This is a genomic window from Cohnella silvisoli (genome assembly GCF_021190915.1).
Taxonomy (GTDB): domain Bacteria; phylum Bacillota; class Bacilli; order Paenibacillales; family Paenibacillaceae; genus Cohnella; species Cohnella silvisoli.
The window spans coordinates 49,112-66,823 of sequence record NZ_JAIOAP010000013.1; the positions used below are offsets into that span (position 1 = coordinate 49,112).

Sequence of the window (17,712 nt, forward strand, 5' to 3'; positions counted from 1 at the left end):
ATAATGTATAATTTTGTTATTATTAACAAAATATAATTTGAGGTTATAGCACACCCGAATGTATGCTGAAATCGATGTCGGACAATAACTGTTATACGACATTCGAACTATATCCAACGTTTGGATAGCTCCTAATTATTTCTATTCTTTAATGAATTTTAGGTCAAAAGTTACAATTTATCAACATATTTCATCAAGTTTATAAAAAAATATCCATTAATCTACATTTGGATGAAATCTAATAACGATTCTTCCACAAAATCGGGAGCGGCTTTTTCAAGCTGTTCAACTGTGTGCAAATAACGCTGGGTCGTATTGATATGTGCGTGCCCAAGCGTTTCCTGAACCTGTTGCAGGGAGGCTCCTTTCAGCAAAGCTAAAGTTGCATTCGTATGACGAAGCCAGTGGGGGGTTGGATGTTTGGTTAATACGCTTTGCCGGCCGGCCCGCATAATGATTCTTTCAATTTGCCGAGGCGAGATGGCAAAAACATAAGAAGATGAGGTCGTAACTGAGATCGATTCCTGATATTTTCTGTATAATTCAAATAAACGCCAAAGGCTTTTAGGAATTTTAACGTCCCTGGTTTTTCCGCCCTTTCCTTTTACGACTTGCAGCCATATCGAACTCCCCGCAGCATCCGCATGAAAATCCTCCCATTTGATGTTTGAAAGCTCCGATACCCGTAAACCTAAAGTGACCAATGAAAGTCCAATCAAATAATTTCGGTTGTTTTGCTGGTGGAGCCTATCGAGTAGAAGCCCTACTTCTTTTTTAGTGAGAAAATGTTTCCTGCTTGTAACCAATACTTGAGGCAGGCGAACCGAAGTCGTAGGATTTCGAGGGAAAAATCCAATATCGGCACCATTGCCCCATTTGTAGAAAGATTTGAGAGGCGCAATAAGAGCCGCGACACTGGCTGGGGCAAGAGGCTTTTGGGAGTAGCTTGAAACGCCGCGCATTAATCCCACTTTGTAAGCCTCCACTTCTCTCCAAGTAATATCCTTAAGCGGGATGTTCGGTACAAAAGATCTGAAAAGATATATTGCCCTTCTGTAATTTTTCAGAGTATGGATCGAATGCCCGCATACCGTCAGAAACATTTCCACGATTTGATCGTCCCCGTACTCTTCTTGATTTATTTGCTTGAGGCTGAGGTCATCCGACGAGAGGTTAATCGATTCTAATGTTCTGATACTCATTCTAATTTCCTCCTTCGATTGTCGTATAACAGTTATTGTCCGACCTCCTAGTTTGTGGACATTTTTTACTGTTTTCTCACGACCACTATATCGGTTTGATTTCTCCATTCATTTACCGGGAATTTATGACATCTGGAGAGAGGAAGTTATGCATGAGAGGGTCTTTCTCGGCTGCTGGTCATTTGTTTCGAAATTTCGGACAAAATTCCGACGTCTTTCGCTGGATGGAGATATTGCGGCGAAAGCATGCGGAAACTTACCGTCATTGCGTTCGTGTGGCATTGCTTGGAGAGAAGTTGGCAATCGCATTGCCATTGGATTCGACGGAAAGCACCAATCTCATTAGGGGCTGCTTTATTCACGATTTGGGGAAAATCCTGATTCCGCTGGAAGTATTGGATAAAGACATGTCATTGACCGATGAACAGTGGAAAATGATGAAACAGCATCCTCAATTAGGAGTGGAGATGCTGGAGAACGGCTCAGCGTTAGATGCAAAAATTATTCAGCTTGTCCAGCATCACCATGAGCGATGGGATGGGAAAGGTTATCCTAAGGGCTTGCAGAAGGAAGAAATTCCATTGCTCGCCAGAGTATGCTCGGTGATCGACGCTTTCGACAGCATGCTTTCGGAAAGACCTTATCGTAAGCGAAAAACCGTGTGGGAGGCGATGGGAGAGCTGCAGAGAAATTCCGGGACGCAATTCGATCCGTTCATTGTAGAAAGGTTCAAATTGATTGAGGACGAGGTGATCAAAATGTATGCCTTTTCCGGGAAAGTTAACGAATGCCGGGTATTCATAGAATAATTTAAGGGGGAATCGGAGTGGAGAGTTCTGGTCAAGAACAGTACGTAGAATTTAGCATCGGCAAAGAGAATTACGCCATACTCATTTCGGAAATCCACGAAATCATTCGAATGTTGGATATTACGGAAATTCCCAACTGTCAGTCGTACGTGCAAGGAGTCATTAATCTAAGGGGGAAAATCGTTCCGGTAATAAGCATAAGAAGTTTGTTCGCATTGGAGGGAGGCGACTTAACGAAATCGACACGAATCGTTGTCGTGAATCATCGTGAAGAATCCGTAGGCATTATCGTGGATAGGGTGAACAAGGTGACAACGTTTACCGATATCCAACCTCCTCCAGAACGAGTGGGGGGGATTAACGGCTCTTATTTCGTCGGAATTGGAATCAGCAAAGACGAACTGGTCGGCATTCTCAAGCTGGATGAAGTGCTGCTGCGGGAATAGAGGGGGAAAACACAATGGTGGATATGACTGAATATCAATCTCTCTATATGGAAGAATTGGACGAGCAGTTGCAATTGATGGAGGAAGAGATTCTCCGTTTTGAGAAATCGGGACAATCCTTGGAAGGTATACAGCGGCTGTTTCGAGCAGCGCATACGTTAAAAGGGTCTTCAGCAGCAATGGGATACGAGAAAATGAAACAACTGACGCACAATATGGAGCATATTCTCGAACAGGTAAGAAATAGCGAATGCTCTCTTACTCTTGAGATGGCGACCTTGTTTTTCCGGTGCGTGGATAGAATGAAGGAACTGCGATCCGAGATTGCTTCGTCGAAACAAGAGATATCTGCCATTGACGATCTGATTGCCGAACTGCGTAAAGAGGACTGGGTTATCCTTAACCAACAGTCTGAGCAGTTAGATTATGCAAGTCAATTGAACTTGTCCGACGATGACTGGCAATCGCTAAACCGAAGAGTAGAGGGCGGGGAACGAATATTCTGGGTTCGTGTCCGTTTGCAAGATCAATGCGAGATGAGAACGGCTAGATTTCATGTTATCGAGTCGTTGCTCGGAGAGCTTGCGACCGTCGTGTGGTCTGAGAAGGCGCAAGCGTCTGAAAATGAAGCGGAAACGACAGAAGCGATAGCGAACTGGCTAGTGATTTCATCGGAACAGCAGGAGATATTGGACGCAACAATCAAGTCTTGGTTCGATGTGGATACTGTGCAGTTAAGGAATTGCAGCCTCTCCGAGCTGGCCCCTGCAGCACAGGCGTCTGACAGCGTCAATTATGATGATGGGGTTAACCCTGTAACCGCTCCCGCGGTTGCCCATCCAGAGAAATCACGAGTTCAATCCATCCGTGTGAATGTGGACCGACTGGAGCAATTAATGAATCTCGTTGGAGAATTGGTCATTGATCAAACCCGCATCAAGCAAATGGAGAAGGAGTTGACGACTAAATTCGGAGTAGATGATACGGTTCAGGATTTGGGGCAGTTGTCGGATCATTTTACCCGTATTATCGGAGAATTGCAGGAAAGCGTCATGAAGGTAAGGATGCTTCCGATTGAGCAGTTGTTTAATCGATTTCCTCGTATGATTCGCGATTTGTCGCAATCCCTGGATAAAGAAGTCGAGCTTGTCCTTGAAGGCAAGGAAACGGAACTCGATCGGACATTAATCGAAGAGATAGGCGACCCCCTCATACATCTAATTCGCAATGCCATCGATCACGGAATTGAAGCTCCATCCGTGCGCAGAAACCTAGGAAAACCAGACAAGGGCAAGCTGCTTATCCGCGCTTCGCATGAGGACAATCAGGTGCTGATTGTCGTAGAAGATGATGGCGCGGGGATCGATACGCAAAGGCTGTTGCAGAAAGCAGTGAGTCGCGGCATTATTACCTCTGCCGAAGCGGAACTGTATTCGCACAAGGAGGCGATAGACCTCATTTTCCACCCGGGTCTCTCTACCGCTTCCCAAGTAAGCGACGTTTCCGGCAGAGGGGTGGGGATGGACATCGTCCGTGCCGGCATCGAGAAAATGAATGGGCGAATAGAGATTGACACGGTCATAGGTAAAGGGACATCCGTAAAAATCAGGCTGCCGCTCACGCTAGCAATCATTACGGGTTTGATGGTGAAAATCAGCGATAGCACCTTTGTCATACCGATGAGCAACGTGGCTGAGATTGTCCGGATAGAGCCGGAAGCGATTCGTTACGTTAAAGGGGTTCCTATCGTCACGATTCGCGATCAAGTTACTCCGCTCGTATGGCTTCATGATTGTTTGGGTTATCCCAAGCAGACACAAGGGAACAGGCATATACCTGTGGTCATCATCGGCAGAGCGGAGAAAAGGTACGCTTTGGCGGTGGACGAGCTGCTCGGCAATCAGGAAATCGTTATTAAATCGCTTGGCGCTTTCGTCGGACAGGTGGAAGGGGTTGCCGGGGCGACTATTCTAGGCAACGGCAAAGTGGCACTAATACTGGAGGTTGGCGGCATCATTAGAATGATGGGCCGAGCCTGAACCATACAAATCAGAAGAGGTGAACGCATATGAAATGGTTCTATAACCTAAAAACAAGCGTCAAACTTATTTCTTCCTTTTTGGTCATTGCGGCAATTATGGCCTTCGTAGGCATGTACGGTTTAAACAATCTGGGGAAACTCAATAATAGCTTGAATGACATGTACGATAATCAGTTGATAGCTGTGAAGTCGCTGCAGCAATCCCAAATCAGCTTTAATGAAATGAGGAACAGTCTCCGCAAGCTATACATGGTGGACGACAAGCAAGTTATTGCAGATACAAAGGCTAAATATAAGGAACAAATTACAATAATTAATGAATCCATGAACACGTTCAGAAAAACGAATTTATCCGATAATTCCAAACAATCGCTTCAGCCCTTCGATCAAGGCTGGAAGGAATATCTCGATATTTATGAGTCTGCGGTAAGCCTTAAAGATTCAAACCGTCTAGATGATATGAAAAATATAATTGACAATGAATACCAAACGATCACTAACCAGGTTAGAGATATTTTGAATAAGCTGGTCGAAAATAATTTAGCTGAGGCGGTCAAATCGCGGGACGATGGTTCGAAATTGTATAATTCATCACGCAACGTTACAATCATTATTCTGGTTGCCGCCGTTATTCTTAGCATACTGTTTGGGTACTTCATATCTCAAGTCATCGCGAAGCCGCTTAGCAGAGTCGTTGCGCTTGTTAGCAAGGTAGCTGATGGAGACCTTCGAGAAACCGTGAATATACAGACGAAGGACGAGATTGGCTTATTGGGTAAAGCCATTGATACGATGGTACTTAACCTGCGTCAGATCGTCGGGAACATCCTCTCTAATTCGCAAAGCCTCGCGGCGGCATCGCAGCAAATATCGGCTAGCAGCGAGGAAATCGCCAGCGGCAATGCGAATCAAGCCGACGCTGCCCAAACGATCAGCGAGCTCTTCAAGGAGCTGTCCAGCGCCATACACTCCGTAGCGCAAAATACGGAGCTTGCGTCTGAGCTGTCCGATTCAACGATGCAGGTTGCCAAAGACGGGGGAGAGGTTATTCGTTCGTCCATGGACAGCATGAATGCGGTTAGCGGCAAGATGTCGCGGCTTGAGGATGATTCACAGAAAATCGGGGACATCATCGAGGTTATCGAGGATATCGCGGACCAAACCAATTTGCTGGCTCTAAATGCCGCAATTGAAGCAGCTAGGGCAGGGGAGCAGGGGCGTGGATTTGCGGTCGTCGCGGATGAGGTTCGGAAGTTGGCTGAAAGAAGCAGTGAAGCGACCAAGCAAATTACCGGAATCATTAAAGGAATGCAAGAAAATACGAAGCAAAGCGTATCGGCGGTGCAGGAGAGCGCCGCATTTTCCCAGAAAACGGGGGAAGCATTCAAGCACATCGCATCAATGGTTAACGATGCAGGGCATAAGGTGACTGAAATAGCAGCTGCGAGCGAAGAACAGGCTGCGCAAGCTTCCACCGTGCAAGAGGCCGTCGAGAACATATCTGCCGCAACCGAAGAAGCCGCGGCAGCAAGCCAGGAAACGGCCGCAACCGCGCAATCGTTGGCTGTGCTCGCGGAAGACCTTCAGCGTGCGGTTTCCATCTTCAGAATCGGCAACAAATGACCATAAGAAGTAAGCTAAAATGGTCATGTCACTTCGAACGGTTTCTGGATTATGATAGTGTTAAGCGCTTATAATAGCACTATCATTGGAGGAATTGAAATCCATGTCCAGTCCGTCAAAAATCCGCATCGGCTTGATCGGTGCAGGCAATATCGGGAACGTTCACTTGCAAGAGTTCGGAAAGTTGAAGGAAGAGTGTGAATTTGTCGCGGTAACGGACACTTTCCTTCCTCTAGCCGAGCAAAGAGCGCAGCAATACGGAATCCCCGTCGTATCCGCTTCTCCGGAAGAGTTGATCCGCCGCGAAGACGTGGATGCCGTCATCGTAGCTGTGCCTAACCAGGCGCATGCGCCCTTGACGATTCTTGCCCTCGAGCATGGCAAACACGTCTTGGTCGAGAAGCCGATGGGCCTCGATTCGGAAGCGGCCAAACAAATCGTAAGAGCGCAGCAACGTACCGGCAAAACGGTAATGGTCGCCCACCAAATGCGCTGGGAGCCGCTTTCTCTGCAAGTGAAGGAGCAAATCGACCGCGGAGAGCTCGGCAAGATCTATACGGCCAAAACCGGCTGGTATCGCCGCAAAGGCATTCCCGGCTGGGGAACATGGTTTACCCAGCATGGTCAATCCGGCGGCGGGCCGCTTATCGATATCGGCGTTCATATGCTGGACTTAGCTTTCTTCCTCATGGGTGAGCCAAAGCCGGTATCGGTCTATGGTTCGACCTACGCCGAGTTTGGTCCGCGGAAAAAAGGGATCGGTTCGTGGGGCAAGCCGGATTGGAACGGAATCTACGACGTTGAGGATTTAGCGACGGCTATCATCAAGATGGAGGAGGGCACCTCGCTTACGCTCGAAGTCAGCTGGGCAGTCCATATGGATACCGATAGTTCGCCATTCCTTCACTTGATGGGCTCGGATGGCGGTGCGGTACTCCGCGGCGGAGAGGGTAAATTCCTTACCGAGCGTTTCGACCAAACGGTTGACGTTCCGCTTGTTGCGCCAGAGGAAGATGAAGGCGCGCGCGTTCGCTTGAGCCGTCATTTCCTGGATTGCGTCCGTACGGGCAGAACGCCTTGGACATCCGCAGAAACAGGGTTGCGCAGCAACTTGATCATCGACGCCATCTATGAATCTTCCCGCAAGGGCGGGGAAGTGAAACTGGACTGGAGCTTATAAAATAGAGTTAATAATGAAAAGAGCAGAGGGCGCCCTCTGCTCTTTTCGTAAACCATTCAGAATGTCAATAAGGTACCCACTCCAGCGTTCGCGCTTTGGCATACCTCTCCGTTACATAAGGCCAATTCACGACGTTCCACCAATCGCGGATGTAGGCGGCGCGTTCATTCTGATGCTTCAAGTAATAAGCATGTTCCCATACGTCCAGTGGCAGCAAAGGAACGACGTCCCATTGCGACAGGTTCTGATGTTTCTCCGCGGTCAAGATTTCAAGCCGATGGCTGCGGGGACTCCATACGAGAATCGCCCATCCACCGCCTTCAACCTTGTTGGCGGCTTCCGTAAACTGCTTCTTGAACGCATCATAACTTCCGAAGCTGCGGTTGATTCCCTCGAGCATCGCACCGCTTGGCTTTCCGCCGCCTCTCGGTGACATCGCGTCCCAGAATAACGTGTGCAGATAGTGCCCTGCCCCGTTAAAAGCGAGTTCCCGCTCCCAATGTTTCACCAGATCGAAATCGCCGGTCCGCCTAGCTTCCTCCAGCTTTTTCTCGGCTGTGTTCAGTCCATCGACATAACTTTGATGATGCTTATCGTGATGGATTCGCATTGTTTTCTCGTCGATGTAAGGCTCCAACGCTTTGTAGGAATACGGAAGAGGGGGTAGCTTATGCCCGCCGATCGGCACCGGGTTCACCGTCGAAGCATTAACATCTTGCTGCCCAATATCCCCCATCGGAATTGGATCCGACCACGTTCCTTCCGGACGTTCCGTCTTTCCTTCAAGAACTTTGTCCAAGGCCGGGCGCGCAGCGGTATCCGCCGGCTCCGGTCCACCATAGCCTTCGGGACTGTCATCTTCACCGTCTTGGGAACGCACTTGGCTAATGGCCCCGGAGCGCTCCAATTGCTCGATCACGCTGTTGGAATATTCGGGCTGGCGCCTGATGTAGTCTAGAGCGATCGATGAATCCCGAGTTTGACCGATCGCAGCGCTATGCTCCGGCAGCAATTGCAGCTGGCGGCTGAATTCCTTGGATTGACTGAGCGAGTCTTCTACCAGCTTCGGAAGGGCTGCAGCCCATTCCGCGGGAAGGGACCGATCGGGAGCAGACAGGGCTAGGCCTCTGGCCCGCTGGGCGAACTCCTGCGTCTTCGCGAAAACATTCTCCCATTGCTGCAGCCATTGTACATATGGAGTTTCGAGCTCCGGAACGAGGGAGCGAACGACGACCGTATGCTCAAGCTCTTGTATTTTCCAGTATGCAATTTCCTCCAACAATCTCAGCTGCATGACATTTCCATTTTCCGCTCGCATACAAAAATCCTCCCCGTTATCGCTTGTGCCGAAGTAATCCTCGTACCAAGCGTATGCGTGAGGAGGGTCGTATCATGACTATAGATTTAGGCACGGGCCAGTTGCGTCCGTTGAAGCTTAGCCGATACTTCCGAATGCACGCGTTCAAGGAAGGTTGTCGTCCGTTGTACGTATTCGGAGGGATGAGTGCGGTATATCATTTCATGAATGGCACCCGGGACGATCCATAGCTCGGATAAAGTATTCGTTTGCGCCTTGGCCACATTTTCCGAGAGGTATGTCGGGGCTTTGTCGTCGGCGGTACCGTGAATGAGCATTATCGGGAAATGATAGGCCGTTTGCTGGACTTGGGCGGATGGAATTTGTTCCAGCCGAGTGCCGCTCATCATAGGGAAAAACCAGCGTATGAGCGAGACGGACGGATACCTCGGAATGTTTGCCTGATTGCGAATGTTGCGATACATGGTATCGTCATTCGGCAGGAATGTGCTGTCAAGAATCATCGCATCGACCTGTACGGATTGCAGCGCGGCTTGCAAAGCAGTGCCGGCTCCCATGGAGAAGCCCCAGACGATAAGCTCGTCGCTGCCTTGTTTACGCGCGAATTGGATCGCTCCAAGGAGCTGCTGCGATTCGATTCGCCCGCCGGTTGCGGGAGTGGTGTGCGTCTTGCTCGCAAAGCCATAATCGAACATAAGGACGTTGTACTTCAAGCCATGCAGCAGATCGGCCAGATCATACATCGGAACCCAAGATTCTTCCCGGTTAGCGCCATACCCATGGCTCAGGATGATCGTTTGCCGGCTTTCGTGAGCGGGAATCCACCAGCCATCGACCAAAGTTCGATTATCCGCGCTTGCGAAAGTCACGTCCGAGTATACTAGATTCTTGGCAAGCATCGGATTGGAAACTAGGCCGGCGACGGTTGGATGAGAGAGTGCCCAAGCGACATAGGCATGAAGGACTAGAAAGAGAATGATAAGCAGACAGGAGACGGCGAGAAAAAGGTTAAGCGCGAGACGTCCAGCTTTCTGGAGTATCGTTCGTTCGGGGGATCTTTCGGGCGCCGGATAAGCTGCTGGGCCGGCAAGTGGAAGGGGCGTCGACAACGTTGTCATGGGGGTTCGCCTCGCTTTTGGTAGTGCTCTAGGAGAGTAGTTAATCTTATCGTAGAGCGCAAGCCCTATACCGTCAATGAGCCTCTGCGACTTGTAAGCAGTCCGTAATCAATTTGTAATAAAGCGCTTCCAACATTTACGAGTTGCCGGGTTTGCGTTATACTAGGCGTAACAGAGTTTCATGTAGTGAAACTAGCTTGGCGGAGGAGGGAAACGCATTGGAAGAGGAAAAAAGAACGGTTCGTGCGGTCGAGCGGGCATTGGACGTGCTCTTATGTTTCGCCTCGGGCCATGAATGGGGGCTGACGGAAATCGCAGGTCGTATCGGCCTTCATAAGAGTACCGTACACCGTCTATTGGCTACATTGGAGGATAAGGGATTCGTGGCGAGGGACGCCGCAACGGAGAAATACAAGCTTGGCTTAAGCGTTCTAGAGTTGTCTGCGAACTTGTCCCGTTCAGACGACCCTTCCGTCGTGCTGCTTCCGGAAATGGAACGGCTAAGGGATCGCTTAAGCGAGACGGTTAGCTTATATGTTCGGGACCGCAATGAACGCGTGAGAATACAGGCGGTGCAAAGCACGCAAGCCATTCGTCGGGTGGCAACGGTAGGCGCGCGACTTCCGCTGTCCGTCGGCGCTTCCAGCAAAGTGCTTCTAGCCTTTGCGGAAGCGGGCGTTCGTGGAGTCGTTATGGCGGATGCGGCTTGGCCCGCGCATCTTGACCGAGAGGCCTTCGGCAAGCAGTTGGATGATATCGTCGCGGCCGGCTATGCGACCAGCTTCGAGGAACGCGAGCCAGGCGCCGCTGCGGTATCGGCGCCCATATTCAATCGTTCAGGAAAGATGGTCGCGGCCCTATCGGTGTCGGGCCCGTCCAATCGCCTAACCCCGGATCGGATGCACGAGCACGCTCCCGCGATTATAGAAGCGGCCCATCGGATGGGTACGATTTTGGGGTAAATTTCCAACCAGTCATTTCCGATATAAGACTAGATAAAGGATTTATTACCAAGTAGAACGGGGTTGAGTTCGCTAGTGGAGTCTGAAAGCAAGAAGAAGAAAGAATTAAAAGGCTTAATGAAATGGTCGATCCTTCTGCTGTCCGTATTAACGTTTATTGGGAGTACGGACTTGCAGAAGGTTTCAGCCACTGAAGACAGCAGCAGGTTCATTGTAGATGTTGCCATTGGGGCGTTCCACGGTGTCGCTGTAGCTAAAGATGGAACAGTATGGTCTTGGGGGAATAATTCATTAGGCAAGTTAGGTTTAGGGAAATCAGTTAAACAATCCAAAATACCTGTTAAAGTAATGGGAATCGATAATGTTATAGACATCGACGCCGGTATTAACCATACCGTGGCGCTTCGCAAGGACGGAACCGTTTGGGTATGGGGAGACAATTCTAAAGGACAGCTAGGTGATGGTTCTTTTACGTCCTATACGGCTGAAAACGGTGGAGGAGCAAGGTATATTGCGGAAGATCGAAATGCTTTTCAACCGCAACAAGTTCCGAACTTAACGGGTATCATTGGAGTGTCCGCCACATATGGCGGAGTTATTGCTTGGGATCGTGATGGTTCGTTGTGGAGTTGGGGTGATTCTTACATGGGTCTTTCCTACTCCGGAATGAATGTTGAGGCAGAGAAGAAAAAGCTTACCCCTCAAAAAAACGAATTCATTAATAATGCAGTATCTGTAACAACCAAGGGACAACTGCTTGCGGTTCTTTCACGTGATGGAACAATATGGACTCAAGGGTATAACGAATATGGTCAATTGGGCGATGGCAAAAGATCTGGCCCACCAGCTACGGTTCATGTACCAGGGCTAACGAATGTCGTTCGATTAGATACAACTGGCTACACGGCAGTTGCTTTTTTAAATGACGGTAAGGTTTTGGAATGGGGACAAGCGTTGTTGGAATCCAAAGGTTTAAATCCTACCGATCCTGCAACCAGAGACAAAATACCCGTTCATCTGCAGCCAACTGAAACCCAAGAGTTGCAAGGCCTTTCAGCCATTCAAGATACCACTGCAATTTTTGTGAAGCCATCCTTCTTAGCGCTGAAACCGGATGGTACGGTATGGACGCATGGAGATAATGAATCCGGGCAGCTTGGAGTATCGGGTGTTCGCGAACGCTACAACTGGGCAAAGGTTGAGGGTTTGTCGGATATCACCGCAATCGAGGGAGCTAGCGCAATTTGTGCTGCAATCGGTAAAGACGGAAGTGTTTGGACCTGGGGTAAGAACGATTACTCTCAATTAGGCGACGGTACGAATGCAAATCGTTCCATTCCCGCATCAATCGGCGGTTTCGGAAGCGCGGCCCCTAAGCCGGAAACGATTCCTGCAGCCTATCAATTGTCAGTTAACGGCAAAGCCGTCACTTTAACCGTTAAGCCGGAGATTAGGGGAGCTTCGGTTGCCTTACAGCTAGGCGATGCGGTCACAGCATTCGGCGCTAAGGTGTCATGGGACAAAAATAAACAGACGGCAACAATAACCCGGGGCAAGCATAAGGTTGTCTTAAAGCTGAACAGCGCTCAAGGCGTGGTTAACGATAAGGCTTCCAACTTACCTTTTGCCATTTTGAAGAAGGGGAACGATTGGGTCATCCCTGCCGATTGGTTGGTAAAGCAGTTCGGAGGTACCATGAAGATCGACTCGACCAAACAAGTCATTTCTATGATCTTGAAATAATGGCAAGCGTTTAACTAGCGATGGATATCACCATAAAATAAGCCTTCAATCCCACTTCAAGAGTGGTTTGGAGGCTTTTCTTGTTTTGTCAATAATCAATAATTAGAGTATTGCAGGAGTGAAAGTTTGATCATACGATATAGTTGATACAAAACGTATCATACATCGAAGGGATGATCTTATGTACATTAGCAAAAAGAGGCTGCTTTTATTTGTTAGTATCGTCGTTGTCCTGTTTTCTGGAATCAGTGTGTATGCTTCATCTTGGCCGGGTAATGGTGAAACCATTTACGCTTGCGTGAAGAAAAATGGAGATTTGCAGCTCATCGGCAAGGGAGATTCATGCGACAAGAAAGAGCAGAAAATTTCGTGGAACGTAGTCGGTCCCAAAGGTGACAAAGGAGACAAGGGAGACAAAGGCGTACCTGGCGCTACAGGCATAACCGGACCGCAAGGTCCTGCCGGGTTGCAAGGGCCGCAAGGTTTACCGGGAGTTCAAGGGCTGGCAGGGAAGGATGGTGCAAACGGCAATGATGGTGCGGACGGCAAGGATGGTAAGGACGGAGCGCCGGGGAGTGCAGGTCCTCAGGGCTCGAAAGGAGATCCGGGAGCGGGTGCCAAATTGGTTGGCTATGGGAATAAGCAAAGTAAGGATTTCTCAGCAGCATTGCCATTAACTTTCAATGAGATAATACCCCTAGTGGCCCAAGGAGGGCATAAATATAAGATTGATATGAGCCTTCGGCCCCTTTCTTATATTGCGAATAACACGTTTTATCTTTTGTTGCGCAAAGATGGCGTATCTGTCGCTTATTTATCTGTAATGAAGCTACCTAGTCTCGCGGACTCGATAAACATGAATTTGACATACATTTTGGATGCTACCGACATTGTAGGGTCCGCAACTTTTAGTTTCGGGTTGATAGCAAGCGACGGCAATTTCGAAGTAAATGATTTGTTTTACAACATTATCGAGGTAGAGTAAATCGAAGGTTCGCATTAAGGGGCATTCTCGCAAGCCAATCGCTTGCGGGAATGCCTTATAGTTTTTATTTGGCTGTACCAAGCACTCGCTTTTGACAAACATTTTTTATCCTTTTTTGGTTTCAAGCTTTCTGAGAAAATCGAGCGCCTCTTTAAGAGTCGAAACCTTCACTAGTTTAGGCGACAATTTCAAATCCTTAACCGTTTTCTCGGCTAGGGTCCAGTTAGACAGATTTTTCTCGTTGTACGGAACTAGAAAATAATCCGCTTTCTCTCTGTCCGCTGCCATGAGCTTGTAATTAATGCCTCCGATAAGGCCGACATTGCCGTCAGCGTTAATCGTGCCGGTGCCTGCGATTCGATACCCGCGTGACAGGTCATCCCCGGTCAGCTGCGCGACGATCTCCAACGTCATCATCAACCCCGCGGACGGTCCGCCCGTGTCATTGAAATCGAACTTCACGGGATCCGGAGGCGTTACCTTTAATACCGTATCGTTCTGAAAACCGATTCCGATCCGGTTGGAGGAAGGCATTTTGATGAGGGGAACCGTCGCTTCGAACGGTTTGTCGCCCCGGGTGCCGGATACGGTTACTTTATCTCCGGCCTTCTTCGCGGAAAGATAAGCGGAAAGCTCTTTGACGGTGTTGGCTTCCTTGCCGTCTACTTTGTTAATAATGTCGCCTTCCTGCAAGCCATTCTCGCGGGCTTTCGATTCAGGGAGCAAATTATACACGATAACGCCTTGCTCCTTGACGTCGATGGGTTTGTTAATGACGTTATAAGCGGCAATAAGCGCATAATTTTCCGAGCTGTCGCGCATCCAGGAAAGCAAATTCCGATAAGCGGTCAGGTTCGTCGCGCCGCTGGTTGCCTCCTCCTGCGATTTGACTTCCATCCGCGGATTCACTTGCGCATACCAAACTTGAAATATGTTAGGGCGCGAGCGGGTTGATACCGTCGTGAACAGCAAAGCGCCTTTCTCATCGAGCTTGTGTCCCGTTTCGACTCTGGGATGAACGGGTTCTGCGGATCCCGCTTGATAGATCACTTTAGGAACGGGGATAAACAGAGTAACCACGATCGCGAATAAGATTAATCCGGTGAGGAGGGTTGGCCAACTGCGGCGAATCCAATGTTTGTTAGTCGTAACGATCCGGGATCGCCTCCGTTTCTGCTAAGCGCTGCAAAGCGTAATGGAACTATTATAACTGATGAAGACGGGTGGAAACAAAATAGGCTGTCCGTTCATCTGAATACGTTCAAAGCCCTCCATCCGCGTCGGATGAAGGGCTTTATCACATTATGGCGTCAGTTATTGAACAGCGATCATTTGGCGCAGAACCGTCTGCAGAATACCGCTGTTGCGGTAGTAGTCTACATCCACCATTGAATCCAGACGAGCGATCGCTTGGAATTCGAAGGACGTTCCGTCTTCCCGTTTCGCGGTTACGGTGACCGTCTGGCCAGGCGTTACGTCGTTGGACATGCCGCTGATTTCGAACGTTTCGCGACCGGTAATTCCGAGCGTTTTCCAGCCTTGACCGGTTGGGAATTGCAACGGAAGCACGCCCATGCCGACGAGGTTGGAACGGTGAATCCGCTCGAAGCTTTCCGCGATGACGGCTTTGACGCCCAACAGGAACGTACCTTTGGCTGCCCAGTCGCGGGAGCTTCCGGTACCGTACTCTTTACCTGCGATTACGATTAGGTTTGTGCGGTGTTGCTGATATTTCATCGAAGCGTCATAGATAGACATGACTTCATCGGTTGGAAGATAAGTCGTTACGCCGCCCTCGGTGCCTGGAGCCACTTGGTTCCGGATACGAATGTTGGCGAAAGTACCTCTCATCATAACCTCGTGGTGACCGCGGCGGGAACCGTACGAGTTGAAGTCTTCTTTAGAAACGCCATGCTCGAGCAAGTATTTACCGCCCGGGCTGTCGGCTTTAATGTTACCGGCAGGCGAGATATGGTCCGTTGTTACGGAGTCGCCCAACAGTGCCAGCACGCGTGCATTCTTAACGTCAGTGATGTCGCCCGGTTCTGGCGCAAGATCGGTGAAGAACGGCGGGTTTGCGATATAAGTGGATTTAGGATCCCACTCGTACAGCTCGCCTTGCGGCACTGGAATTTGGTTCCATTGCTTGTTCTGCGTAAATACGTTCTCGTATTTGGCGCGGAACATGCTAGGCGTAAGGGAAGCGTGAACCGCCTGTTGGATTTCTTCGTTAGTTGGCCAGATGTCCTTTAGGTACACAGGCTGATTTTTGTCATCGAAGCCAATCGGATCGTTAGCGAGGTCAATATTAACCGTACCGGCAAGCGCGTAAGCAACGACTAGCGGCGGCGAAGCCAGGTAGTTGGCTTTAACCTGCGCATGCACGCGGCCTTCGAAGTTACGGTTACCGGAAAGGACCGCCGCAACGGCAAGATCGTTATCGGCGATCGCCAGGCTGACTTCGTCCGGCAACGGACCGGAGTTCCCGATACAGGTCGCGCAGCCGTAACCCGCGACGTAGAAGCCGAGTTTCTCGAGGAATGGCAGGAGGCCCGCCTTGTTCAAGTAGTCGGTTACGACGAGCGATCCCGGAGTAAGGGAGCTTTTGACGTAGGCCGGCTTCTTGAGCCCGCGCTCGACCGCTTTCTTGGCGACGAGGCCTGCGCCGATCATTACGCTTGGATTGGACGTGTTTGTACAGCTCGTAATTGCAGCAATGACGACGGCACCCGTACCGAAGCGGCTGCTCGCGCCGTTCGGATGTTTCACGTCGACCGTTTGCTCGATTTGAGCATCCGACAAGCCGAAACCGCCTTTGTCGATCGGCGTACGAATGATGTCGTTAAACGATTGCTTCATAGCAGTCAATTCGACGCGGTCTTGCGGGCGCTTAGGACCTGCCAAGCTCGGCACGATGGTGGACAAATCAAGCTCCATCACTTCGGTGAACACGGGATCCGGAGTTTCGTCGGTGCGGTACATGTCTTGCGCTTTGTAATACGCTTCGACGAGGTCGATCTGGCTTTCTTCCCGGCCCGTCAGTCTAAGGTAGTTCAAGGTTTCGCCGTCGACCGGGAAGAAACCGATCGTCGCGCCGTATTCCGGTGCCATGTTGGCAACGGTAGCACGGTCAGCCAAGCTGATGTTGGAAAGTCCGGAGCCGAAAAACTCGACAAATTTGCCGACAACGCCTTTTTTCCGCAGGATTTGGGTAACGGTAAGCGCAAGGTCTGTTGCTGTTGCGCCTTCGGAAAGCTTACCTGTCAGCTTGAAGCCGACAACCTCCGGCATAACGAAGTAAAGCGGTTGGCCCAGCATCCCGGCTTCAGCCTCAATGCCGCCAACGCCCCAACCTACGATGCCAAGACCATTGATCATCGTCGTATGGGAATCGGTTCCTACGAGGGAATCCGGATATACTTCGGTAACTCCGTCTTTGGTTTTCGTAGCGGCAACGGATGCCAGGTACTCAAGGTTTACTTGGTGTACGATACCTGTTGCAGGCGGTACGGCACGGAAGTTATCGAATGCAGTTTGCGCCCAGCGCAGGAAACGGTAACGCTCTTCGTTACGTTGGAATTCTACGTCCATGTTATATTGCAGAGCGTCAGGCGTGCCGAAGGCGTCTACCATGACGGAGTGGTCGATAACGAGATCTACGGGAACGAGAGGGTTGATTTGCTTCGGATCTCCGCCGGATTGCTTAACGGTTTCGCGCATGGCTGCCAAGTCGACGACGACGGGAACTCCCGTGAAATCCTGAAGCACGATACGCGCCGGGATAAAAGGAATCTCTTTGTCTTCGCGGCCTTCGGTCCATGAAGCCAGTTGCTTGACGTGCTCTTGCGTGATTGCGCGTCCGTCATATTGGCGGATAGCGGCTTCGAGCAGCACTTTCATGGAGAAAGGAAGTTTGGATACAGGGCCTAAGCCTTGCTCTTCAAGTGCTTGCAGGCGGTAGTAGCGGTACGATTTGCCTGATGACTGCAGTTCTTCTTGTACTTGATAAGGAAAGTTGGACAAGTGTGTAGCCTCCTAGATTCGTATCGGTATGCTCAGTAGCTTAATTGTATTTTCGTCGTGTTCACTCGTGGTTGTTAGTTAGTTTCACTCTGTGAAACACGATTTCAAAATACGCTCTATGGACTAAGTATACTCCGTTGTCGTCGCTCCGTAAAGACGTATTGCCGCATATCCGCGTCCAAATTGCTCACGAAATCCGAAAACCCCATTCCACTAGAATGCCGCATTACCCCGGGTTTTCATCCGTCGAACGATCAAGTTT

At 49.8% G+C, this 17,712-nt stretch carries 13 protein-coding genes; 8 read left to right on the forward strand and 5 right to left on the reverse strand.

The genetic code is table 11. The features are described from left to right. Positions 1 to 221: 221 nt before the first annotated feature. The gene (locus K7P76_RS22275) at positions 222 to 1,202 is read right to left on the reverse strand and encodes a tyrosine-type recombinase/integrase (protein ID WP_232187524.1); all 981 of its coding nucleotides are present in this window, start codon (positions 1,200 to 1,202) and stop codon (positions 222 to 224) included. Positions 1,203 to 1,354: 152 nt separating this feature from the next. On the opposite strand from K7P76_RS22275, the gene K7P76_RS22280 reads away from it, so the two are divergent. The 5 genes from K7P76_RS22280 to K7P76_RS22300 all read left to right on the forward strand — a co-directional run bounded on the left by K7P76_RS22280 (position 1,355) and on the right by K7P76_RS22300 (position 7,301). Next, positions 1,355 to 2,011, forward strand: coding sequence for an HD-GYP domain-containing protein (locus K7P76_RS22280; RefSeq protein ID WP_232187525.1), 657 nt, complete (start codon positions 1,355 to 1,357; stop codon positions 2,009 to 2,011). A 17-nt stretch (positions 2,012 to 2,028) separates the two neighbouring features. Further along, positions 2,029 to 2,457, forward strand: coding sequence for a chemotaxis protein CheW (locus K7P76_RS22285; RefSeq protein ID WP_232187526.1), 429 nt, complete (start codon positions 2,029 to 2,031; stop codon positions 2,455 to 2,457). Between the two features lie 14 nt (positions 2,458 to 2,471). After that, positions 2,472 to 4,496, forward strand: coding sequence for a chemotaxis protein CheA (locus tag K7P76_RS22290; RefSeq protein ID WP_232187527.1), 2,025 nt, complete (start codon positions 2,472 to 2,474; stop codon positions 4,494 to 4,496). A gap of 29 nt (positions 4,497 to 4,525) precedes the next feature. Beyond that, positions 4,526 to 6,121, forward strand: coding sequence for a methyl-accepting chemotaxis protein (locus K7P76_RS22295; protein ID WP_232187528.1), 1,596 nt, complete (start codon positions 4,526 to 4,528; stop codon positions 6,119 to 6,121). Positions 6,122 to 6,224: 103 nt separating this feature from the next. Beyond that, a complete protein-coding gene (locus tag K7P76_RS22300; protein ID WP_232187529.1) occupies positions 6,225 to 7,301 on the forward strand; it encodes a Gfo/Idh/MocA family protein in 1,077 nt (358 codons plus the stop codon). Positions 7,302 to 7,365: 64 nt separating this feature from the next. On the opposite strand, the gene K7P76_RS22305 is transcribed toward K7P76_RS22300, so the two are convergent. Together K7P76_RS22305 and K7P76_RS22310 are read right to left on the reverse strand one after the other, a co-directional pair. Then, positions 7,366 to 8,619 carry a Fe-Mn family superoxide dismutase gene (locus K7P76_RS22305; protein WP_232187530.1) on the reverse strand — a complete coding sequence of 418 codons (1,254 nt, stop codon included), beginning with the start codon at positions 8,617 to 8,619 and terminating at the stop codon, positions 7,366 to 7,368. Between the two features lie 86 nt (positions 8,620 to 8,705). Beyond that, positions 8,706 to 9,737 (reverse strand): alpha/beta hydrolase, encoded by a 1,032-nt coding sequence (locus K7P76_RS22310; RefSeq protein ID WP_232187531.1) that lies wholly within the window; start codon positions 9,735 to 9,737, stop codon positions 8,706 to 8,708. 218 nt (positions 9,738 to 9,955) lie between these two features. Here K7P76_RS22310 and K7P76_RS22315 point away from each other — a divergent pair, with 218 nt between their 5' ends. The 3 genes from K7P76_RS22315 (at position 9,956) to K7P76_RS22325 (ending at position 13,427) form a co-directional block, all read left to right on the forward strand. After that, on the forward strand, positions 9,956 to 10,699 hold the full coding sequence (locus K7P76_RS22315) for an IclR family transcriptional regulator (RefSeq protein WP_232187532.1): 744 nt from the start codon (positions 9,956 to 9,958) through the stop codon (positions 10,697 to 10,699). Positions 10,700 to 10,774: 75 nt separating this feature from the next. Continuing rightward, complete coding sequence (locus tag K7P76_RS22320) at positions 10,775 to 12,442, forward strand: stalk domain-containing protein (RefSeq protein WP_232187533.1); 1,668 nt, start codon at positions 10,775 to 10,777, stop codon at positions 12,440 to 12,442. Positions 12,443 to 12,623: 181 nt separating this feature from the next. Further along, on the forward strand, positions 12,624 to 13,427 hold the full coding sequence (locus K7P76_RS22325; RefSeq protein ID WP_232187534.1) for a collagen-like triple helix repeat-containing protein: 804 nt from the start codon (positions 12,624 to 12,626) through the stop codon (positions 13,425 to 13,427). A gap of 105 nt (positions 13,428 to 13,532) precedes the next feature. Here K7P76_RS22325 and K7P76_RS22330 read toward each other — a convergent pair whose 3' ends face one another. After that, positions 13,533 to 14,582: a SepM family pheromone-processing serine protease gene (locus K7P76_RS22330; RefSeq protein ID WP_309244789.1), complete on the reverse strand. Its 1,050-nt coding sequence runs from the start codon at positions 14,580 to 14,582 to the stop codon at positions 13,533 to 13,535. Between the two features lie 159 nt (positions 14,583 to 14,741). Further along, a complete protein-coding gene (gene acnA, locus K7P76_RS22335; RefSeq protein ID WP_232187536.1) occupies positions 14,742 to 17,450 on the reverse strand; it encodes an aconitate hydratase AcnA in 2,709 nt (902 codons plus the stop codon). Positions 17,451 to 17,712 lie beyond the last annotated feature (262 nt).